The organism is Methylophilus aquaticus (assembly GCF_030769565.1).
Lineage (GTDB): Bacteria > Pseudomonadota > Gammaproteobacteria > Burkholderiales > Methylophilaceae > Methylophilus > Methylophilus aquaticus.
Genome location: NZ_JAVCAP010000011.1, coordinates 56,665 through 79,823, shown reverse-complemented (window position 1 = coordinate 79,823; position 23,159 = coordinate 56,665). Strand labels below are relative to the sequence as shown.

At 48.3% G+C, this 23,159-nt stretch carries 16 protein-coding genes; 14 read left to right on the top strand and 2 right to left on the bottom strand.

All coding sequences use genetic code 11. The features are described from left to right. Positions 1-45: 45 nt before the first annotated feature. The 9 genes from Q9291_RS05275 (at position 46) to Q9291_RS05235 (ending at position 12,858) form a co-directional block, all read left to right on the top strand. Positions 46-1,947, top strand: a complete 1,902-nt coding sequence (locus Q9291_RS05275) for an ATP-binding cassette domain-containing protein (RefSeq protein ID WP_306388981.1) — start codon at positions 46-48, stop codon at positions 1,945-1,947. 103 nt (positions 1,948-2,050) lie between these two features. Next, positions 2,051-2,617 (top strand): hypothetical protein, encoded by a 567-nt coding sequence (locus Q9291_RS05270; protein WP_306388980.1) that lies wholly within the window; start codon positions 2,051-2,053, stop codon positions 2,615-2,617. Positions 2,618-2,863: 246 nt separating this feature from the next. Then, positions 2,864-3,544 carry a response regulator transcription factor gene (locus Q9291_RS05265; protein ID WP_306388979.1) on the top strand — a complete coding sequence of 227 codons (681 nt, stop codon included), beginning with the start codon at positions 2,864-2,866 and terminating at the stop codon, positions 3,542-3,544. A gap of 62 nt (positions 3,545-3,606) precedes the next feature. After that, complete coding sequence (locus Q9291_RS05260; RefSeq protein ID WP_306388978.1) at positions 3,607-4,722, top strand: sensor histidine kinase; 1,116 nt, start codon at positions 3,607-3,609, stop codon at positions 4,720-4,722. 76 nt (positions 4,723-4,798) lie between these two features. Beyond that, positions 4,799-6,352, top strand: a complete 1,554-nt coding sequence (gene lysS / locus Q9291_RS05255) for a lysine--tRNA ligase (RefSeq protein ID WP_306388977.1) — start codon at positions 4,799-4,801, stop codon at positions 6,350-6,352. A gap of 172 nt (positions 6,353-6,524) precedes the next feature. Next, positions 6,525-7,916: an OprO/OprP family phosphate-selective porin gene (locus tag Q9291_RS05250; RefSeq protein ID WP_306388976.1), complete on the top strand. Its 1,392-nt coding sequence runs from the start codon at positions 6,525-6,527 to the stop codon at positions 7,914-7,916. Between the two features lie 65 nt (positions 7,917-7,981). Continuing rightward, positions 7,982-8,968: a PstS family phosphate ABC transporter substrate-binding protein gene (locus Q9291_RS05245; RefSeq protein WP_306388975.1), complete on the top strand. Its 987-nt coding sequence runs from the start codon at positions 7,982-7,984 to the stop codon at positions 8,966-8,968. A gap of 285 nt (positions 8,969-9,253) precedes the next feature. Then, a complete protein-coding gene (locus tag Q9291_RS05240) occupies positions 9,254-10,900 on the top strand; it encodes a putative bifunctional diguanylate cyclase/phosphodiesterase (RefSeq protein WP_306388974.1) in 1,647 nt (548 codons plus the stop codon). A 302-nt stretch (positions 10,901-11,202) separates the two neighbouring features. Continuing rightward, positions 11,203-12,858 carry a putative bifunctional diguanylate cyclase/phosphodiesterase gene (locus tag Q9291_RS05235; protein WP_306388973.1) on the top strand — a complete coding sequence of 552 codons (1,656 nt, stop codon included), beginning with the start codon at positions 11,203-11,205 and terminating at the stop codon, positions 12,856-12,858. On the opposite strand, the gene Q9291_RS05230 is transcribed toward Q9291_RS05235, so the two are convergent. Then, positions 12,833-14,176, bottom strand: coding sequence for a TAXI family TRAP transporter solute-binding subunit (locus tag Q9291_RS05230; RefSeq protein WP_306388972.1), 1,344 nt, complete (start codon positions 14,174-14,176; stop codon positions 12,833-12,835). The two genes, Q9291_RS05235 and Q9291_RS05230, sit on opposite strands and share 26 nt — an antisense overlap. 135 nt (positions 14,177-14,311) lie before the next feature. Further along, entirely contained in the window at positions 14,312-18,148 is a 3,837-nt protein-coding gene (gene dsr1, locus Q9291_RS05225) for an anti-phage defense-associated sirtuin Dsr1 (RefSeq protein ID WP_306388971.1), read from the bottom strand. Positions 18,149-18,355: 207 nt separating this feature from the next. Here dsr1 and Q9291_RS05220 point away from each other — a divergent pair, with 207 nt between their 5' ends. The 5 genes from Q9291_RS05220 (at position 18,356) to Q9291_RS05200 (ending at position 23,103) form a co-directional block, all read left to right on the top strand. After that, the gene (locus Q9291_RS05220; protein WP_306388970.1) at positions 18,356-19,336 is read left to right on the top strand and encodes a sulfate ABC transporter substrate-binding protein; all 981 of its coding nucleotides are present in this window, start codon (positions 18,356-18,358) and stop codon (positions 19,334-19,336) included. A gap of 56 nt (positions 19,337-19,392) precedes the next feature. Continuing rightward, positions 19,393-20,220: an EAL domain-containing protein gene (locus tag Q9291_RS05215; RefSeq protein ID WP_306388969.1), complete on the top strand. Its 828-nt coding sequence runs from the start codon at positions 19,393-19,395 to the stop codon at positions 20,218-20,220. A 110-nt stretch (positions 20,221-20,330) separates the two neighbouring features. Continuing rightward, on the top strand, positions 20,331-21,164 hold the full coding sequence (cysT, locus tag Q9291_RS05210) for a sulfate ABC transporter permease subunit CysT (protein ID WP_306388968.1): 834 nt from the start codon (positions 20,331-20,333) through the stop codon (positions 21,162-21,164). A gap of 69 nt (positions 21,165-21,233) precedes the next feature. After that, positions 21,234-22,124, top strand: coding sequence for a sulfate ABC transporter permease subunit CysW (cysW, locus tag Q9291_RS05205; protein ID WP_306388967.1), 891 nt, complete (start codon positions 21,234-21,236; stop codon positions 22,122-22,124). A gap of 1 nt (position 22,125) precedes the next feature. Further along, positions 22,126-23,103, top strand: coding sequence for a sulfate/molybdate ABC transporter ATP-binding protein (locus Q9291_RS05200; protein ID WP_306388966.1), 978 nt, complete (start codon positions 22,126-22,128; stop codon positions 23,101-23,103). Positions 23,104-23,159: the final 56 nt, after the last annotated feature.

The following is a 23,159-nucleotide window of genomic DNA, read 5'->3' as shown; positions in this document are numbered from 1 at the left end:
ATGCAGGGCTGGTTTTTTAATTCAATGAAATGAAAGGTACAGTTTGTGATTCAGTGTAAACAACTGAGCTTTTCGCGTGCTGGTAAAACCCTGGTTGATCAAGCCAGTTTCCAGTTGCACCCCGGTCATCGGGTCGGTCTGACAGGGGCTAACGGCGCAGGTAAATCCAGCTTGTTTGCGCTATTGCAGGGCCAGTTATTGCCTGACAGCGGTGAATTGCTGCTGCCGCCTGACTGGGTCATGGCGCATGTGGCGCAGGAAACACCTGCACTCGAGCAGTCTGCGCTGGAGTATACGCTGGATGGCGATACAGAACTGCGTGATTTGCAGCATAAGCTTGCACTGGCGCAGCAAGATGCCGGTCTGGATCAGACGCTTGTTGGAGAGTGGCACCAGCGGCTGGCTGAGATTGATGGGTACAGCGCTGAGGCACGTGCCAGTACATTGTTGGCCGGGCTGGGGTTTACGCAGGATCAGTTAGCGCGTCCGATCAAGGATTTTTCTGGAGGTTGGCGCATGCGCCTCAATCTGGCGCAGGCGCTGATGTGTCGCTCAGATGTATTGTTACTGGACGAGCCAACCAATCATTTGGATATTGAAGCGGTGATCTGGCTGGAAAGCTGGCTCAATACCTATCGCGGGACATTGTTGCTGATATCGCATGATCGAGAGTTTTTAGATAATACGGTTAACCACATTCTGCATATTGAACAGTGCGCACTGACTTTGTATCGGGGTGGTTACAGTGATTTTGAGCGTCAGCGCAGCGAGCGCCTGGCTTTGCAGCAAGCTGGTTTTCAAAAGCAGCAGGCGCAAATGGCGCATCTGCAACAATATATTGACCGTTTTCGTGCCCAAGCCACCAAAGCCAAGCAGGCGCAAAGCCGTATCAAAGCATTGGAGCGCATGGAGTTGATCAGTGCTGCCCATGTGGACTCTCCATTTAGCTTTACCTTTCGCGCACCGGCGCAAGCGCCTGATCCACTGCTGGTTCTTAATCACGCCAAGCTTGGGTATGCCAATCAGGTGCTGGTGACACTGGCGCACCTTGCCATTCGCCCCGGTGAGCGCATTGGATTGCTTGGCAAAAACGGTGCAGGCAAATCTACGCTGATTAAAACATTGGCGCAATCAGCTACTTTGCTCGCAGGAGATCGCGTGGAAGGTAAAGACTTGCGTATCGGATATTTTGCCCAGCACCAACTGGAACAACTGATTGCCACAGATTCACCCTTGCAACATTTACAGCGGCTGGATCCCAATACGCGTGAACAAGAACTGCTGGATTTTTTAGGCGGTTTTGATTTCAGGGGCAACATGGCCAAAGCACCCTGCGGTGCATTTTCCGGGGGTGAAAAATCACGGATGGCACTCGCCATGCTGATCTGGAACCGACCTAATCTGATCTTGCTAGATGAACCCACCAACCATCTTGACCTGGAAATGCGGCATGCGCTATCTCTGGCATTGCAAGCGTATGAAGGCGGGATGGTGATGGTGTCGCATGACCGCACGCTGTTAGGCACCTGTTGCGAGCAATTTATGCTGGTGGCAGAGGGCAAGGCCACTGTTTTTGATGGTGATCTTGATGATTACAAAACCTATTTGCAGCAGCCTGCGGGCAATAGTGCCCTGCCGGTCACAACCGCAGCCGTCAAGCAAAACAGCTACCATCAGCAAAAGGCTGACAGACAAGCCCGACTGGCTGAGCGGCGACCTTTAGTCAAAAAGCTGGCACAGTTGGAAATTAGAATGGCAGCGCTGACAGAAGCCGAGGCACACATGCAAAAGCAATTGGCAGACCCGGATATTTATCAATCTGAACATAAAGAAGCTTTGCAGGGTCTCCTGATCCGGCAGGCTGAAAATCAAAAGCAGTTGAATGATGTGGAAGGTGAGTGGCTGGATCTACAGACAGCACTGGAAGCTTTGCCTGAAGTTGCATAAAACTGACAGGCAAAGCGACTTGATGTGCGTTAAAAATGATTAGAGACGGTTGCGTCGCACGCAACCACTTTTTGTACATGCAGTTTATAAATATAAGGAATACATGGTGGAAATAACGTATACCCAGCGCTTGAAATTATTGCATCAACTCTGTCTGGCTGAAACTTCGCAGGCGGTGCCGGAGCAGGGTGTTGATTTTGATACATTGGATGTCGAAGATTCTGCGCATTATGTGTCAAGTTATGCAACCTTCAAGGCGATACAAGAGGCTGGTCGTCAGCCCGCTGAAGAGTTTAATAGTGACTTCGATATGCTGGGTGTCTATCAATGTTATGCATTGATGGTTTACGCATTTTTGATGATGCCTTTGGCTCAGGAAGGCCATCAGCCAGATTATCCGCGCGCGCAGATTACCATTGCCAAAACACTGTTTAGCGGTATTCCAGCTGAAGTCATGGCTGAAATTATCGAGTCTGGTCTCCACAAATTTAAATTGATTGCGGAGGCAGATGCCGAGCACTGGCAAGAGTACCGTGAGAACCTGGATAAAGTGACCATCAGTTTCATAGTAGCTGCTACTGATGATGAAAGCCCACACAGTACGAAAGAGGTGTTGCCCTTGTTTGGGCAACTGCTTAGTCAATTATGTGAAGCTTTTAGTGCTGCTTGATCGAATTGGTTTAAGATAATTAAGTTAGAGATTATTTGGTGGTTAACTTAATTTAATAAATGACTTACACTTTGAAAACTTGGGTAAAAATACGTTCTTAACGCTTGTTAATCAAATTGCTTGTTCTATAAGATTGATCTTAAATGCGATGGTACGCTCATTTTAAACTGACATTTTTTGTAAATGACGCGTGCTTTGAATTAAAGAGCTATTTCATGTGCAATAGCTTTTATCAAAAGGATATCAATGAGTAAATTGCTTTTAATAGATGATGACGTCGAATTGGCAAACATGCTGAAAGAGTTTTTGACTCAGGAAGGTTTTGTTGTCAGTTTGGCACACGATGGCGTGACTGGTGAACAGTACGTATTGGCTGGCAAATTCGATTTGGTGATTCTGGATGTGATGATGCCAGGCCAAGATGGCATGCAAACCTTAAGAAACATTCGTCACCATTCTGACATTCCGGTGATGATGCTGACCGCCAAAGATGATAACGAAGGCCGCATTGAGGGCTTGGAGGAAGGGGCGGATGATTATGTACAGAAGCCGTGCCTGCCTCGTGAACTGGTGGCCAGAGTCCGTGCTATTTTGCGCAGGCACTCCGGTGATTCTCCCAAAGGTAATGATGTTGTAGTTGGGCAACTCGTGGTATCCAGTGAGCGCCGCAAAGTGTTTTGGGGTGACCAGCCAATTGTGTTCACCAGTACAGAGTTTAGTCTGATAGAAATACTGGCGAAAAATGCCGGTACTATTGTCAGCAAAGAAGACCTTTCTATCAAGGCTCTGGGCCGTCCTCTGGTTAAGTACGACAGAAGTATTGACGTGCATTTGAGCAGTATTCGTCAAAAGATTGCTGAAATTTCTGGTGGCGTGAATGTGATTCAAACCATTTATCGTGTAGGCTATCAACTGGTTCGTGAATAATGACTGAACGGTGATGGTGTGTGATGGGGCGCCTGTTTTGGAAGGTTTTTGCAGCACTTTTTTTGGCGCTAATTTCTACTGTCATTACTGTCGGTAATATTGTGCAATGGGAAATCCGTCAGAACTCTCCGGGATTTACTTACTCGACTGCGCATAGTCCTTCAAAATCGGACGCCCAAGTTCCACTCTCGTCTGAGACCACACCCAAGCTGCCAACTGTCAATGTATCAGCAGGAAGCAATGAGCTTAACTACATGCGGTTATTGCTCACCTTTCCGCTCACTGCCCTTGTTTTTTGCATTATATCCAGCCTGATTTTTGCCGGCGTACTGGCTTGGTCTATCTCTCATCCGATCAAGCTTTTGCTTGAGCATTTGAAACGAGCCGCAGATGGTGATTTACAGACCCGCGTAAGTCCCAGAATCGGCGCCAGTCACGATGAATTCTCCGATTTGGGCGAAGCTTTTGACCTGATGGCGACACGGCTTAATAATATGATTAAAAGCCAGTCTAATATGCTGCATCATGTGTCGCATGAGTTGCGCTCTCCACTGGCCCGCATACAGATGGCTGTCGGACTGGTCATGCAGAACCCGAAAAAAATGCAAGACTGCATGCAGCGCGTTGAGTTGGAAGCCATTCGTATGGAAAAGATGATTGCCGAGTTGCTGGAGATTTTCAGGCTGGAGTCAGGCATGCAAAGGCTGCGGCGAACTGAGGTGGATATGGTGACTTTGCTTAAAAGTATTATCAGTGACGTGCAGTTTGAGCGTCAGGATGCGAGGATACAACTAGTCTTACCCCAGACGCAGGTGATATTGTCCGGACATTTGGAATTGCTGCATCGAGCCATTGAAAATGTGATTCGAAATGCTGTCAAGTATGGGCCGCCTGAGGGTGAGGTAACCGTTGAGTTGCAACTCAGCGTCAGGACCGGGGAAGTGGTGGTTGAGGTGCAGGATCAGGGACGCGGTGTGGCGCAACAGGAGCTTCTGCAAATATTCAAACCTTTTGTACGCGGGCGCGAAACCACGCAAATTGAAGGGCATGGCATTGGACTCGCCATTACCAAACATATTGTAGAGGCGCACGGTGGTTTTGTGAGAGCTGCGAATCTCAATCCTGCCGGTTTTATGTTGCGTATTCACTTGCCGGTGGAAAGTAAACTGGTTGCTTAAGCGCCAGACTTTGCAACTCCTCGGAAATTAGGGGTAACAGTGTTAAAATAGATGGTTTTAAACAGTCTGATCCATCATGACAGCACAATCATCCAACTCTCAGCCGCAAGTCGAATCCACCGCAGGTGAACCCCATCTGGACGAAAATCATGTGATTGCCGAGCGTCGCGAAAAGCTGCGCCATCTGCGTGAACATGCGCAATCCAGCAACACGCCTGTTTTTCCCAATGATTTTAAACCGGAGCATAAAGCGGCTGACCTGCAGGCGCGCTACGCCGAGGCTGATAAGGAAACGCTGGATCCACAGGAAATCCCGGCAGTAGTGGCTGGTCGCATGATGCTTAAACGCGTGATGGGCAAAGCCAGTTTTGCCACCATCCAGGACAGCACAGGCCGCATTCAGCTTTATATTGCGCGTGATGAAATTGGTGAGGCGCTGTACGAGAGCTTCAAACATTGGGATATGGGCGATATTGTGGGAGCACGTGGCCGCTTGTTTAAGACCCGTACCGGTGAGCTTTCCGTCCATGTCACTGAGTTACGTTTACTGACCAAATCACTGCGTCCGTTACCAGAAAAATTTCATGGTCTGCAAGATCAGGAAATCAAATACCGTCAGCGTTATGTCGACCTGATTACCTCGGATGAAACACGCGCCACTTTCCGTGCGCGTTCACAAGTGGTCACTGCCATCCGTCAGTTCATGAACCAGAACGAGTTTCTTGAAGTGGAAACCCCGATGTTGCACCCGATTCCCGGGGGCGCTTCGGCCAAGCCATTTATCACCCACCACAATGCGCTGGATATGCAAATGTTCATGCGTATTGCGCCAGAGTTGTATCTCAAGCGCCTGATTGTGGGTGGTTTTGAGCGTGTATTTGAAATCAACCGCAACTTTCGTAACGAAGGCTTGAGCGTACGCCATAATCCTGAGTTCACCATGATGGAGTTTTATGCGGCCTATACCGACTACCAATGGTTGATGGACTTTACTGAACAATGTATCCGCGCAGCAGCCATTGCCGCCAAAGGCACGGCTGTATTAAGTTATGCCGGTAAAGAGGTCGATTTAAGCAAGCCATTTGAGCGCCTGACCATTGTTGGCGCTATCCAAAAGTATGCGCCGCAATATAGTCTGGAGCAACTCAATGATGCAGAGTTTGTACGCAAAGAGTTGCTCAAGTTTGGCGTTAAGGCTTTTGATCATGCTGGTTTGGGCGCGTTGCAGCTTTCGCTGTTTGAAGAAACAGCCGAGAGCCAGTTATGGCAACCCACTTATATCATTGATTACCCGGTGGAGGTCTCGCCGCTGGCGAGAGCTTCAGATACCCAGCCAGAAATCACCGAGCGTTTTGAGCTGTTTATCACGGGTCGTGAAATTGCCAATGGCTTTAGCGAACTGAATGATGCAGAAGACCAGGCCGCGCGTTTTCATGCGCAAATGAAAGCCAAAGAAGCTGGCGATCAGGAAGCCATGTTTTATGATGCGGACTTTATCCGTGCCCTGGAATACGGTATGCCGCCCACCGGTGGATGTGGCATTGGTATTGACCGTCTGGTGATGTTGATTACCGATAGCCCGAGTATTCGTGATGTCATTCTGTTTCCGCATATGCGTTCAGAACAGTAAGAAAACTCTGCTTTCCAATAAAAAAGCCACCCTGAAAGGTGGCTTTTTTATTGCATGACAGCGGACTAGATGTGTTTACTAGTTCCATACGCATTTATGTCATCAAATTGTCATATTGACTCTTCAAAATACGTCCCGTTGTTTAGATAAATATTTAAAACAGGGAAAAAATATGAATTTAAAACTTAATCGTGTAGTAACGACAGTCGTGTTTGGAAGTCTTGTTGCATTAGGTTCATTTAGTGCTTTTGCTGACTCAACGGACGATATCGTGAATGCTTTGATTGCAAAAGGCGTACTTACTGAAGAAGAAGGCTCATTAATTTTAAAAGGGCACGGTGGCGAGAGGCAAATGGCTGAAAAGAAAGCCAAAAGTAACCCAACACTTGAAGTAGGTAAAAAAGGCTTAGTTGTTAAAGGTGCTGATGGTGACTTTAGCATTAAATTGGGTGGTCGTATGCATGCTGACTATACTGAACATGACGGTCAAGAGGGTCTAGCTGCAAGCCAGCAACCAATCAATGGTACACAAATTCGTCGTGGTCGTATCGCCTTGAGTGGTACTGTTTACAAAGATTTTGATTACATGATTGAGTCGGATTTTGCTAACGATGCAGTTTCAATTAAAGACTTGTTCTTGGTTTATCACGGGTTTGACTCTCCTTTAGAGTTCACCGTCGGGCATCAGAAACATGCCATGAGTATGGAAATTCAGGAAAGCTCTAACGATATCATGTTCACAGAACGTTCACTGGTAAGTGCATTGACTGTACCGTTTTTTGACCGTGCCATAGGTGCAAACCTGAAGGGGTTTGGTGAAAATTGGAACGTTCAGTCAGGTATTTATGGAGACTCAATGGGTAGCAGTGCAAACAATACTAACAATGATGAGGGTAAAGGTTTTGGTATTCGTGGCACATGGGCGCCCATTCTGGAAAAAGATAAGGTATTACATTTAGGTCTGAACTACGGCTACAGAAAAGCAAGCGATCTTGCCGCAAGCAGCGCAAACAGTAAGGCGCCTCGTTTCAGCTACACTACAACCAATATGTCGGGGCTCAGGCTCGTTGACGCTAACTTGACTGATTTTGATGATGTAAAAACAGCGATTGTTGAATTTGCAGGTATGTATGGTCCTCTCTCATTTCAAAGTGAAATTGCCCAATCAAACGTTTCCAGAAAAACAAACCAAAATGTAGACTTCAGTGCATGGTATGCACAAATTGGATGGACTTTAACCGGAGAGTCAAGAACTTACAAAGGCTCTGATGGCGAGTTTAAACGACTGTCTCCAAAAAATACTTTTGACTGGAGAAATGGTAAATGGGGTGCATGGGAACTGGCAGCGCGTTACGACGGTATTGATCTTGAAGACGCTAACGTCACTGGTGGCGAGGCAAAAAGATTGTCAGTGTCTTTAAACTGGTATTTGAACGATGACATTAGAGTCTTGGCGGGTTACACAAGAGCCTTTGATCTTGATGGTGGTGCATTGAAAAATGCAAACGGTTCTTATGCTGATGATATTGATGTCTACACTGTCAGAACTCAATGGGCATTCTAAACAAATTAAGCGGCGCAATATGCTAATTTAGTTAGCGTCTTTTGCTGAAACTATGGAGAAATTGGATGAAAAACAGATTGATAGTCATCACTTCTGCAGCTGCAATGGGTATATCTGTATTTAGTTACAGTGCTGCTGCTGATAAGGTCATCAAGATTGATGGTTCAAGCACCGTTTACCCGATCACAGAGGCTGTTGCTGAAGAGTTTCAAAACACGACCAGTACCAAAGTGACTGTTGGAGAGTCTGGAACTGGCGGCGGATTTAAAAAATTCTGCCGTGGAGAAATTGATATTTCTGATGCTTCGCGGCCAATTACGCAGAAGGAAATTGATTTGTGTAAAGAGACCGGAGTACAGTTTATTGAGTTGCCAATTGCTTATGATGCCCTCACTGTGGTGGTTAATAGCAAGAACGATTGGGTAAAACAGCTGACTATTTCAGAATTGAAGAAAATATGGGAGCCAAACTCAAAGGTGAAGAACTGGAAGCAAGTAAACAGTGCTTTTCCCGAGAAAGCTATCAATCTTTTTGGACCAGGTACTGCGTCTGGAACTTTTGATTACTTTACAGAAGCTGTAAACGGTAAATCAAAGGCTAGTCGAAGTGATTATACGCCTTCTGAGGATGATAATGTGCTGGTGCAAGGCGTTGCTGGTAACCATGGCGGATTAGGTTATTTTGGTATGGCTTATTATCTGGAAAATACAGATAAGTTAAAAGCAGTGCCAATTCTCGCTAACGATAGTGCCAAGCCAGTATTGCCATCAGAAGCTTCTGTAATGGATGGGTCTTATCAACCATTGTCTCGCCCGATTTTTATCTACGTCAATGCAACATCTGCTGCATTTAAGCCAGAAGTTAAAGCGTTCGTCAATTTCTATCTTGATAATGCACCCAAACTTGTTAAAGAGGTAAAGTATGTGCCATTGCCGAAAGCAGATTATGAAGCAGTCAAAACGCATTTCAAATCAATGAAACCTGGTACTGGCTTTAATGGTGGCTCAGAAATTGGTATCAAGATTACAGATTTATTATCCAGAATTAAATAAATATTTAATGTTTAGGCTTTACTTTTTTCAAAATTAACTGTTATACCAGCCTGTAAAAGCCTGCATCTGGATGCAGGCTTTTTTTTGTAAAAACTTCAAGCACTTTGTTAGACGAACTTTGCGTTTGAATACTTACTGTTGGGATGAAGGTCACTTAATTAACATTGTTTTCCCTTGCTGTTCCCCTGATGGTATTTGTCTGTTTTAGGATTAAATGACATCACTCAGAAATGTTTTGTGCACCATGTGCAAAATATGACATTGGTTGGGTTAAAGGGTAAAACAATGAATCAAACCGGAGTTGGCGTAACGCCTGCTCACACTACAGAAACTGTTGCGCAACGACAGTTCATGCGTCACCGTCTTGTACGAAAAGTACAAGACAATACGCATTTTCTAGCCATGGCCAGCATGGTAAGCGGATTGCTGGGCTTTCCGCATTATCTGCTGGATGTGGACAATAACGTCTGGCTCGCGCAGTTGCTCACTTATCTCACTTTTATCCTGGTGAGCTATAACCTGTTGCTTGAAAATGGCCGCACCAATCTTGCCATGCTGACCTTGTCGCTGGTCACAATCAGCCTGTTTGTTGTACAGCTTACGCCGTATGCGGCAGACTTTAACGACACAGCCAATCTTTTGCACAATGCCAACAATCAGCAGTTGTATTACGCGTCACGTACCCAGGAGTTTATGGCCGGCGGTTTTCTGGCCTGTTTGATTGCGGTTTCCTATTTGTTTCAGCGCCATCACTATCTGGCAGTAAGCCAGGCATTGCTGTGTATTGCAGTGATGATCCCGCTCATCCCTTTGCTGGGGGTGCTTTGTGGTATTTCCAACCCCTATGGCGTAATGTCGCCGCTCACCACATTGAGTGGCATCTTGTGCGCATTTGGCCTGCTCGCCAAGCACGCCTCGCATCCGCCCATGAGCTACTTGTTGCTGATGGATGATACGGGTAAACAAATAAGGTCAAGTATTCTGTTGCTGAGTTTGTGCGCCATTATGCTCGCCAGGGCAGGGGTGGAGTTTGGCAATAACATGCGCGCAATTCCACTGGTTGTCGTGGTTTCGCTGCTGGCGATTATTTATACCATGACCGTGACTTACTACCGTAAAGGAAAAACCAGCGAACAAGTGTTGCCAGCAACCGATATGGATTTTGCCAGCCAGGTTGAAAGTGCGCTCGATAACCAACAGTTTTACCTGGTTTACCAGCCACAAATAGATTTCAATACTGGTCGTCTGAAAGGGGTGGAGGCTCTAATCCGCTGGCAGCATCCCACCAAAGGCATGATTTCGCCGGTTGAGTTTATTCGTGTTGCTGAATTAACCGGGCTCATTGTGCCGTTGGGAAAATGGGTGATGCGCACCGCCTGTGCACAAGCAGCAGCGTGGCGAGATCACCCCGTCCTTGGCCAGATTGAAATCTCTGTCAATGTGTCGGCGTTGCAATTACAGTCTGGGACGCTGGTAGAAGATATCTTAGGGATCCTGGCAGAAACCGGGCTGTCACCGCACAGGCTAGTGGTTGAGTTGACCGAGAGTGCGTTTGTGCAGGACGATGGAGAGAATGCCAGAATCATGCGCAGCCTCAAAAGTGCAGGCATCAAGCTGGCCATTGATGATTTTGGGACAGGCTATTCCTGCTTGTCCTATTTGCGAGATATTCCAGGCGACTACTTGAAAGTGGACCGTTCATTTGTGCTTGAGTTGCCCGGCCATAACAAAGCCGAAGCCGTGATTCAGGCCATTGTCAGTTTGGGGAAAAGCCTGGATTACCGCATTATTGCCGAGGGGATTGAAAATCAGGCGCAAGCAGATTTTCTTCAACGTATTGGGTGTGATATTGCGCAGGGGTTTCTGTTTGCCAGACCGATGGAAGCTGACGCGTTACAGCTGTGGTCATCCTCCCCTCACTCAGATATGTAAACGCTTAGCCCATACTAGAAATAGTGTGATGCATGCATCACACCATTTGTGCGCCGCATATTTTTATTTTTCCTGATATTTAGCACACAAAAGAAGTCTTTTTCATATGGTGTTTTTTCCGCAACTCATATATAACATCACTATAAAAAATAGCATTTCTATTACGTAATCCTTATTTCTTGATAAATAACGCCACTTATATTGCGTTGTTTGTGAAATGAATAGTCTGGGCGGGCGGATAGAGTGAAAATTCGCCATGAAGCCGGGTTTTATCATTTCACAAGGACTGGGAGAGCGAAATAATGTCAAATTCCAGCGTTGACTGGTTGGCGATCACGTCACCGGAGTACGCAACGCAACAGCAATTTATGCGCCATCGCTTTTTGCGCTCGATTCAGGCGCAGACACCGATGCTCGCCATCGTCAGTATTGCAGCCGCGCTGTTTGGCTTGGCGCTGGCCTTTCATGTCTCTGCGGGACTATGGTCTGCACAAGCCTTGGTTTACCTGATCTTTATGCTAGTGAGTATAGGCGTAATGCTTGAAATCTGGCGCAGCAGTCGCATGCGCAATCTGCTGTCAATCATGGCTCTGGTTTTACCTCTGGGTGCCGTGTTTGCTTTTGTAAGCAGGTCTGCGCATACCTGGAGTTTTCCCTTATTCGGCGCATTCCTGAAATCATCACCAGGCCAAATGGCAACCGAGTTATCAATGGCCTTGCTGGTGCTGGTTGCATTTATCTTTTATCGCTATCGTTGTGCCATGTGGAGTCAATGCTTGCTCAGTATTGCGATATTTATGCCGATCACTGACTTGCTGGCCTCGCTTTATCAGATTCCGCAGGCCTATGGACAGGTTTCGCTGCTCGCAAGTGTCAGCGGCTTGTTCAGCGCCATAGCCTTGCTGGCTATTCAGATGTCGCAAACACCGATCAGTTATTTGTTCTTGATGGATGACTCCGGCAGTCACCTGCGCTGGCGTGTATTGATTATGTCACTATGTGCAGTGGCGTTGGGAGGCATAGGCGTTTTGTTCAAGCATGATCCCAAGCTGACGCCAGTATTGATTACAGTTTCTCTGGTGGTGATTGTCTGTACCCTGACGATTACCTATTACCGCAAAGGCGTGGTGCATGAGCAGGTCCTGCCGCCGGCTGACTTGGCGTTTGCCAGCGAGCTTGAATCGGCAATTGCGCATCAGCAGTTTTATCTGGTGTTTCAGCCGCAGATCAACTTTCAATCCGGCGAAATGATGGGCGTCGAAGCGTTGATTCGTTGGCAACATCCACAATTGGGCGTAGTGTCGCCAGTCAAGTTTATCGGGGTGGCTGAGCTCACCGGTTTGATTGTCCCGATGGGCGCTTGGGTGCTACGTGCAGCCTGCATGCAGGCTGCGAGCTGGACAGATCCCGGGCGGGTGAATTTGAAAGTCTCGGTCAACGTTTCGCCCCTGCAGTTAAGATCGCCAGGTTTTGTTGCCTTTGTCTCAACAGTATTGCAGGAAACCGGATTGTCCGCCGAGCGGCTGGTGATTGAACTCACCGAAAGCGCATTTGTACATAATGACAGCCATGGTGCCGAAACCATGCTCAAACTGAAGCAGATGGGTATCAAGCTGGCGATTGATGACTTTGGCACCGGCTATTCCTGTCTGGCCTATTTACGCGATATCCCGGGGGATTATTTGAAGGTTGACCGCTCCTTTGTCCGAGAGCTGCCAGGACAGGAGCGTTCGGAAGCCGTCACGCGCGCGATTGTCGCGCTTGGCAAAAGCCTGCATTACCAGATTGTCGCCGAAGGCGTGGAGACTGAAGCGCAGGCCGATTTTCTCAAGGCGCTGGGGTGTGATTTGGTGCAGGGTTTTCTGTACGCCAAGCCGATGCCGGCAGATGCCTTGCAAGCCTGGATAAGTGGCCGTGAGGCGACCCCCGTACTTATTGACCAGGCATTTTCGGCTTGACGCGTTTTTCGTGGCTGAGTTTGGAGCGTACCAGTTCAATATGTGCACGTAACTCATACGCATATTGTGAGAAGGTCACGGGTAATTTAATATTGATGACTTTCGTCTCAATTTCGTTCAGCGTTTCCAGGCAGGCGGCTATATCCTCGTCACTGCTGATATCCTTCAATTGCGCATCCAGATAGCGCAATTCACCGTAATATCTGAACAGTTTTCTTTTGACCAGCCACACATATACCATCGGAATAATCTTGGTGAGCGGGATCAGTAAGGCAAGCAACGGTAAAATCACAATCAGGGTACGGTTGACAAAGGTCGCTGCCCAGAATGGCAGGTATTTATCAATAATCGGCAGGCCGGATTTGTAAAAGTTGAGTGCCTGGGTGCTGAGCGGGAAGTCGGTATCTTTGGCGGATGGAAACTCCCCTTTCTGATTGAACATGCTTGGACCACCATGTACCTGTGAGATCACCTTCATCATCAGGTAGACCAGTGCCGGATGCATGCTCTCCTTGACTACCAGGGTGGCAGTAGGCGCCACTAGGTGCACATCATGGGGTGGCAGGTTACGCGCCAGGTCCATCGCCCCTTCGGGTAATACCAGATGATGCATGAACGCAAACTTGCGTGAAAAGGCCTCGGCAGTATCCAGGCTCAGCAGTTTCAGTTGCGGCTCCCCCAGCAGTTCGCGAACCTGGCTGGCATTGGCCACATCCACAAACAAGGCTGCATCCACTTGCCCCTGACGCAATGCCTCAGCGGCCTCATCACCACCAATCGCCTTGAGCGTTGCGTTTGTAGCATCAATGCCGCTTTCCGATAACAAGGTACTGACCAGGGCATGGGTCCCGTCACCCACATAGCCAATCGCAATCCGTTTACCTTTCAGTGCAGACAAATGCGTGACCTCTTTTTTGCAACGGCAGAATATCCAGACTGGCTGGTAATACAAACTCCCCAGAGATAACAGCATGCCAGCGCCTTCAGTATGCGCAACGCCGTCCTGGATAAAGGCGATGTCCACGTCCGAATCCGGATTTTTCAGCAGGCGCAAGTTTTCAATGTCGCCGGAAGTTTTGCGCGTCTCCAGGGTAATGCCTTCTTTTTTCAGGTAAACCCCGTAGATAGCGGCAAAAGCGTTGTAGTTGAGGTCTGCATTGCCGGTGGCAATCACAATTTTACGGGGTGGGGCAGGATCTATGAACTTGTAGGCAAAAAACAGGGCCAGGCTAATGAGCAGCACAGATGGAAGCGTGGCTTCCAGCATTTCCCTGGTAAAAATGGCAGTAAATTTGTTGTTACGCGGATCAAATTTCATCGGTTATCTGGCATTTAGTGGTGAAAATATCGACAGGCAAATACTTCTTCGCGATTCTACAGAGAGTTAAAAAGCATGTCACAGGTTAGAAGCAATAACCTCGCAACTAAACCTTATAACTTTTAGCCCCTATTATTACCATTTAGGTTTTCTAGAGTACTCTTTTAATTGGGTAAATTTTCTATCTTGTGTCAATTTAGGATCTGAGTTCGCAATTTGATTTAAACAATTATCTAAGTCCCTCGGTACCAATTCTTGATCAGTGATTATCAAACTTAATAAAAGTAACGCGTCTTTTGGGTATTTAGAGCATATTCGAGATTCTGCTAGTAAGCCTACAGCGTAATCAGGATGTTCAAGCCGTTGAAGCCAACCCTGCACAGTCTGCAAAGCTGATGGAAATTCGTCTCGAGAGGCAATCACTAACCGAGTCAAAGACTCAGCGATTCGTGGAGTAGCAAGTTTTCGAGATTTTGGCCAAATCTGTTGCCAAAAAGGCTGAGCACGATTTCTCCAATAGTCCTCTCGTTGATCTCCAGCACCTTCAAGTGCCTGATAGAGCCCCTGCGCGGACTCTTCCAGACCTTCTTGTGGGAGCGCACCAATCGCAGTTCGAAACTCTTCAACTGTGTATCCGGTAGTCGGTCCCAATGCTGCATATGTGAGGAATGTTGCGAACTGTTGGCGATGATCTCCAAGGTCGTCATAGTGGTTAGCACTATCTAGGAACTTCGATTTGAACGCTTTTAACAATGGCTGATACAAACGTGGCGACCATAGGAATCCTTCCCATAGTGCTTTTGCTTCGATAGGATTATTCCAGTCGAACAACGGTAACAAATATTGTTCGGTCCAGGTTCGATCGACGCGAAATAATGCGATTAGGCGCGAGCCAAGTATCAACCGGCCATGGCGAAATTGCTCTATTTGAACGTCACATAATTTGGTAAAGATAGGCTTAAATTTCGCAGGAAGCTGATCGTTATCGTTTGGGTTTTGTTTAAACCAAATATTGATCAGGGCTTGCGTGACATGCCCGATAGGGTGATTGATTGCTGAGGTAACAGGGTCATAGGTTTCGACGCCATTGCGTATTATCCGAGGACCTGTGCCTTCTTCTAACTGCAAGGCAAGCACACGGTTGCATAGGCTCAGTAGTATGTCTTCATGGTAGTTGATCGATTTGGATATGGATTCGATCCACCAAGTGGCAGCATGGATCATCTCTTCAAACACTTTGTCAGGCATTGTCTGTATCAGTGGTGCAACATATCGCCAGGAGCGCAACATTGTGCCTTCTCCAGCCCAAGCTTGAAGTGCTTCGCGCCATCGACCAACGGGCCACACATTCTTCTTGGCCAAGTCGCAAAGCGCGAAAAAACTGTGAAAGAAGCGAGTGCGGCAAACATCTCTCCACGTATCTTCATAGAAAGGTCGACCTCCTGAAGTAGGTTTAGTGAGCCATTGCACTAGATCCTGACGCTTTCGAGGTGCAATGTCGACATCACGGCTATCTTCATAGTCCGGATCTCCAGTGCCACTCATCCAGTGCGAGAATTCGTCACGTTCGTTACTCATCAACTGCCATTGAGGATTGGTGGTAGAAATTTCCACCAAGCGTGCTGCAGCAAGTGTTCCCAATGTAAGACCGGAAACATTTAATTTAGCCAGGTGCAGCCAGATAGAGCGTGAAACCAAATCTTGCCACTGATCTTCCTCTATACCCTCTCGGTACATCTTACGCAGCGGACCTTTCAGAATAGCAACCTCAAGGCGTTCTTGTGCGTGTCCTGTCAATTGACGCCCTTGTTGGACAAATAGTCTGAACACTTCTCGTCCAGTATCTGTCGACCACAACCACCATCCATCATCGGTCAAAAGCCAATTCACCCATTCCTCGGGGGAGATGCAATCATCTTGACTGGCAGCAAAGAATGCAAGACGTTTAAATGCTGGATAGGGAAACTCAAACCAAGTATGAGCAATTCGTGTGGCGCGCGTCTTATCGATTAAATAAATCGCCTTCCAGGCATCACGCAGCAATTCTATGAGGGTCACCCAATCACGGAATCCACGATTTTGCCAGTGAGGGGTTATGGAGGGTAAATCCCAATGTGATCGGTCGCTATGATCATTGGCTTCTCCCAACTCACGCTGCAAATCCAGGGCATCGAGTAATAACTGTTGGAAATCATCAAACAAAAGAGGTAGGGCAGATGTCCAGTGGACATTAGCCGAGTCGCGCAGAGTGGGACCCACGTGATCAGCGGAAAGTACGAGTTCCCAGTCTACCAATTGTTTGATCCGAGAGGGCTCGTCAGCGTCGCTCGAATCATCCTCATTCCAGTGAAATGGTTTCTTCAAAATTACCTTTGGCGCTAACAGTTCACGCAACTCCAGACGTAATGTGGCGGTTAATCCTTCGCGTTTAAGGCGTCCTATCCAACGATAGAAGTCGGGATCGTGCCACAGCGATTTCACCCGGCCACTAAGCAGAAGGCGCCACAAAGTGCGCATGAGTGGGCCAGGAATGGCTTGGGGTGCGTGTAAGCGTATTTCGTCGAGTTCGGACGTTTTACCCTCATGCTCCAATAAAACAAAGCGGTCGAGTTCATGTTCAATTAGCCAAATCCAACGGTCGTGTAGCCGCCCACCCCGCTCTGCAATCCATATAATCAGTTTAGGGTCATTCAGGTGGCGCACCAACCATCTGGCAATCTGGAACATCACGTCATCCCACTGGCTGCTGACAGTGCTGCTGGATGTTAGTAGCATTTGAGGTGCGAGGGTGTAAGGTGAAGGTCGCCTAATCAAGCTGAATCGTAACTTTGCGTCCACTTTTTTACTTGGAGCTACGCCAAAACGTGATAGATCATCGTAGCCAAAATGCTCGTTAGAAAATTCGAGAAGCCAATCTAATGAAGGAGCTGGATTGATCTCTGCAAAACGTTTTGCCGGTAAACCTGAGTCATCTGATAAAGCCCAAAGCATACGCCCAACGAAATTGTCTTGTTGGGTGCTCTCCTGGGGACGGGCCAGGGCATGTTTAACCACTATTGATTCCTTGCCCTGAACGCCGTCACGATAAGTTTCTGACCAAGCTTGCAAAGTTTGGTGTAAGGCAGAATGATCGTGGCTGCCTGCAGGCACACTGTAGAGTATAGGTCTAACACCCTTTGCTTCCCATTCTATGGTTTTGATATGCTCTTGCCCTGTTGTGCAATCTCCAAGGGCCCAAGCCTGCGGTGTGACCTCGCCCTGCATGCGATCAGCTGCTAATGCGTCCATCATGTAGCGAAGTACTGGGTCGTTAATGCTGTAACCGACAAAACATACGACATAATTTCGAAATAACTCGCTTACAAAGCGTGCTGCCCAACGTTCGGTTAGATACCCTAAACCAAAGTCACCGCTTGTTACAATCAGACGATTCAAAGCTACATCATCATTTTTTTCTGGCAGTAGCCCATGTAAAAAGACGATGCCATCCCATCGACTATTTTTGGGAATAGGTAACATTGGTGCTGCATAAGTCTGAAAGGATTGACCAGTCCTTTTTGCTGCAGCATGAAAGATACGGTCAAAATTTGTAGTAACTAATCTAAGCGCGCCATCCCGATTGCGAGCTAGACGTAACAAAGCAGCTTGGGTATCAGTGGCCCCCTTCCGACTTAGATTGGGTTTTAGAGCTTTAGCCAAAGCTCTTCGTACTGCAATCCGTTGTTCCGGCAAGCGTCGTTCAAGTAGGTCAAGAGTTGCATCAAACTGACCGCGGTTGAATGCCTCAGTCTCAATATCGCTGTCGGATATATTTGTGCCATTTAATTGGTAGATCTTCTTAACTAAGCCTGCAAATCCTGGTAAACCAGCCGGATAAGAAATTCCAGCTCCACAAAAAAATACTACACGACCTTCTTCATGCGCCTGTAGCAAAGTATCGGGAATATCAGGCCCGGTATTAATGAATTGCATAGATGCAACCCCCTATTGTTAAGGTTTAGTTTTTATAGAGCATTAGCAATTAGTTTTGATGAAGTATATATGTTCATTGTAGTTTCTTAGATATTTGCTTGCTCTTTAATTCTTTATAGTTATAAATATATTATTTTTTATTCTTTTTAAAGATATAGGTTTGTCGCTATAGTGCTCCCCAGTCTCATCATAAAAAGGGAGTGATCTATGCCGTTTGTTTTGCGCAGTGCCTTGTTAACCATGTTATTGAGCAGTGTGTCACTGCAAGCCGCCGAATTGTTGAATGCTTCATATGACGTGACGCGGGAGTTTTACAAGGATTTCAATCCGGCCTTTACACAGTACTGGAAAGACAAAACCGGCGAGACGGTGACGATTAACCAGTCTCACGGCGGCTCATCCAAGCAGGCCCGTGCCGTGATCGACGGGTTGGAGGCGGACGTGATTACCATGAACCGCAGTGCAGATATTGATGTACTGGCTCAAAAGGCCAAGCTGATTCCAGCTAACTGGCAGACGCGCTTGCCCAATAACAGTGTGCCCAGTGCCTCACCGACTGTTTTCCTGGTGCGCAAGGGCAATCCCAAACATATTAAAGACTGGGATGACTTGGTGCGTCCTGGCGTTGCGGTGGTGATCCCCAACCCTAAAACCTCTGGTAACGGTAAATACAGTTATCTGGGCGCATGGGGCTATGTCACGCAAAAGGGCGGCGATGCCACCAAGGCACGCCAGTTTGTGACCGAACTGTTCAAACACGTGTCTGTGCTGGATACCGGTGGCCGCGGGGCAACCACCACCTTTGCCCAGCGTGAAATCGGCGATGTGTTACTCACCTTTGAAAATGAAGTGCACCTGATCCAGCAGGAATTTGGCGATGATAAATACGAGGCCGTGTATCCCTCACTCACTGTGCTGGCAGAAAATCCGGTGGCCTGGGTCGATAAAGTGGTCGACAAAAAAGGCACACGCAAACTGGCGCAAGCTTACCTTGAATACCATTTCTCAGCGCAGGGTCAGGCGATTGCCGCCAAGCATTATTTACGGCCACAAGTGACCGATGCCGGACAGCCTGCTTTCAAAAAAGTGAATACGTTTACCGTCAAACAAGCCTTTGGCAGCTGGAGCGACGCCGAACAAACCCATTTTAGTGATGGCGGCATCTTTGACCAGATTTACTTGAAATAATGTGACAGCTCAATGATTAGAGCCAAATGATTACAACTATGGGAAGGAGGTAAGCCATGACCCATAAAGTACAGACTGAACCCGATTATATTGCCCGTTTGCGGGCGGAGCTCAAGCAGGCTTTGTCTCTTGATCTCGATGAGCTGGGTTTGATTGAGGCGGACAGCGGAGAGTATGAAAGTACCTTTATTGGCGTGCATCTGAAAACAGCATTCCAGCCGATTTATGACACCAAACAAGGCGAGATCTACGGCTACGAAGCACTGATCCGGCCCTCATTATTTGGCACATTGGGCAGCACGCCAGAGTTTGCATTCACCTATGCCGAGCAGGCGGGCAAACTGGTGCAGTTTGACCGCGTATGCCGTTCGCAACATGTGCTGAATTTTCGGGCGATACATCAGGAAAATGGCTTGCTGTTCCTCAATGTGCATCCCAAGTTGCTGATCGAGGTCAATGCGCATGGCAAGGTCTTTGAGCAGATCCTGCACAAATACTCGGTGCCTACCGAGCGCGTGGTGCTTGAAATCAAGGAATCTCTGGTCGAGCAGGACAAGCAATTGCTACCGGCCATAGAAAATTACCGGGCATTAGGTTACCGCTTGTGGGCAGCGCACCATGACTTTATCAAGTTTGATATCTCGGTCATTCATCAGGCGGCTCAGCAACCCGCATTGGCGAGTGCGCTCAGAGGGCTGGTACATAGCGTGCAAGACCTCGGCAGTACGCCGGTGATTGTCGGCATTGAAACGCAGCAGCAACTAGACATTGCTGTCGCCGCAGGCGCCAACGTGTTACAGGGGAATTTTCTGGCGGAACCGGTGGTGGCCAAAGTGCTGAACGACCAGTACCGCAACAATGGGCGTGTGCCCAGAGTTGCCTGACGTACGCAATGGATATAAGAAATAGTTATAAATAAATGATTATTTATTCTTTAATTTTTTTAGAGTTTCACGCTACATTAGCGCCTGTTTAATCCACGCACCGACAAGGTATGAAGAAGAAAAAAAAGCATTTACTGCCGGGGTTCGGTCTTTCATTAGGCTACACCCTGGTTTACCTGAGCCTGATTGTGCTGATTCCATTGGCCGCCGTTTTTTTACGCTCAGCCGAGCTAGGGCCCAGTGAGTTCTGGGCGGTAGTGACCACGCCCAGGGTATTGGCCACCTACCGCCTCACTTTCGGTGCGTCATTGATTGCGGCACTGATCAACCTGGTGTTTGGCTTGTTAACCGCATGGGTGCTGGTGCGCTATCAGTTTTTTGGCAAAAAAGTACTCGATGCACTGGTAGATTTGCCTTTTGCATTGCCGACGGCGGTAGCCGGTATTTCACTCACAGCGATTTATGCGCCGAATGGCTGGCTGGGCCAATGGCTGGAGCCACATGGCATCAAGGTCGCCTTCACGCCGCTGGGCGTGGTGGTCGCCCTGACCTTTATAGGCCTGCCCTTTGTGGTGCGCACCGTGCAGCCTATCCTGGAGGATTTTAGCGCTGAGGCCGAAGAAGCCGCAGCCAGCTTGGGTGCCAACCGTTGGCAGACCTTTTATAAAATCATTTTGCCCGCGATCTGGCCTGCGCTGCTCACCGGTTTTTCGCTGGCATTTGCACGGGCAGTAGGCGAGTATGGCTCGGTGATCTTTATTGCAGGCAATATGCCCATGGTGTCAGAAATCACGCCGTTGATGATTATTACCAAGCTTGAACAATATGATTATGCAGGCGCAACCGCAATTGCCGTGGTGATGCTGGTGATTTCATTTGCCTTGTTGCTCATCATTAACCTGTTGCAATGGTGGAGTAGCCACCGGCATGGGAACCGGGCTTGACCCGGACCAAGCTGCGGCCACAGTTCATTCTCCGCAACCATATACAAACCATTATTCAGGGGTGTCATCGTGCATCAAACACAATTTCAACAATACCATGGCAAGGTTGCCCTTAAGCGTGCAACCTCAGAACCGCCCTGGGTACGCCGCCTGCTATTGGCGTTAGCCTTTGCGTTTCTCGGGCTGTTTTTACTGTTGCCGCTGGCCGCCGTATTTAGCGAGGCCTTGCGTAAAGGGTGGGATGTCTATCTTGCCGCCATCACCGAATCTGATGCGGTTTCTGCCATGCAACTGACCCTGATTGCGGCCTTGATTGCCGTGCCCCTTAATCTGGTGTTTGGCGTGGCGGCGGCTTGGGCGATTGCCAAGTTTGAGTTCAAAGGTAAAAGCTTTCTGATCACTTTGATCGATTTGCCCTTTGCTGTTTCACCGGTGATTGCCGGCCTCATTTTTGTGCTGATTTTTGGCTTGCAGGGCTGGTTTGGCGAGTGGTTGATTGATCATGATATCAAGGTGGTATTTGCCGTGCCGGGCATTGTACTGGCAACCATTTTTGTGACCTTTCCATTTGTGGCACGCGAACTGATTCCGCTGATGCAGGCGCAGGGCAAGGAGGAAGAAGAAGCCGCACTGGTGCTGGGTGCCTCGGGTTGGAAAATGCTTTGGCATGTGACTCTGCCCAATGTGAAGTGGGGCCTGATTTATGGCGTGATCCTCACAAATGCCCGTGCCATGGGCGAGTTTGGCGCGGTGTCTGTGGTCTCCGGGCATATTCGTGGCCTGACCAATACCATGCCCCTGCATGTGGAAATTTTGTACAACGAATATAACTATGCTGCGGCCTTCGCAGTGGCGTCATTGCTCACCTTGCTGGCATTGGTGACGCTGATTTTAAAAACCTATGTGGAATGGCAGGCCTCGCAGTCGGCAGCAGATAACGAACAGGAAGTGACGGTTTAATATGAGCATCACCATACAAAATATCAGTAAAGGTTTCGGCCAGTTTAGCGCCTTGCGCGATATCAACCTGCAAGTGCCTTCAGGGGAGCTGGTGGCGTTGCTAGGGCCATCAGGTTGCGGTAAAACGACCTTGCTACGGATCATCGCTGGCCTGGAAACCCCTGACGGCGGCCAGGTGCTGTTTGATGGCCAGGACACCACACATACCGATGTCCGCGAGCGTCAGGTCGGCTTTGTGTTCCAGCACTATGCGTTGTTCCGCCATATGACCGTCTTTGAAAATGTGGCATTTGGTTTACGCGTGCGGCCCAAAGCCACGCGCCCCAGCGAGGCCGAGATCAAAAAACGCGTACATGATTTGTTAAGCCTGGTGCAGCTGGATTGGCTGGCAGACCGTTATCCACCACAATTGTCCGGTGGTCAGCGGCAACGGATTGCGCTGGCCCGCGCGCTGGCGGTTGAGCCTAAAGTCTTGTTGCTCGATGAGCCTTTCGGTGCACTGGATGCCAAAGTGCGTAAAGACCTACGCCGCTGGCTACGCCGCTTGCATGATGAGTTGCATGTGACCAGCGTGTTTGTCACGCACGACCAGGAAGAAGCGTTGGAAGTGGCTGATACCATTGTCGTCATGAACCATGGTCAGGTAGAGCAGGTGGGTTCGCCACAAGCGGTTTACGATAATCCAGCCACGCCGTTTGTGTATGAGTTTTTAGGCAACGTAAACGCTTTTGAGACCCCACAAGGCAAAGGCTTTGTGCGACCTTATGAAATCGCCGTCAGCCGCGAGCCTCAGGAAAACAGCATTGCTGGCGCACTGACCTATGTGCATTCGGTGGGCTCTCTTGTCAGGCTGGAGATCAAGCGTGCTGACAACGCGCAGTATGTGGATGTTGAACTGGGACGCGAACAGTTTAACCAGTTGAATTTTCAGCAGGGTGAGACGGTGTACCTGAAACCGTCACAGTTGCGGGTGTTTTAGCTCCACCTCAACAGCAGAAACTTTATTGATTAGGCCATTTCCATACGGGAATGGTT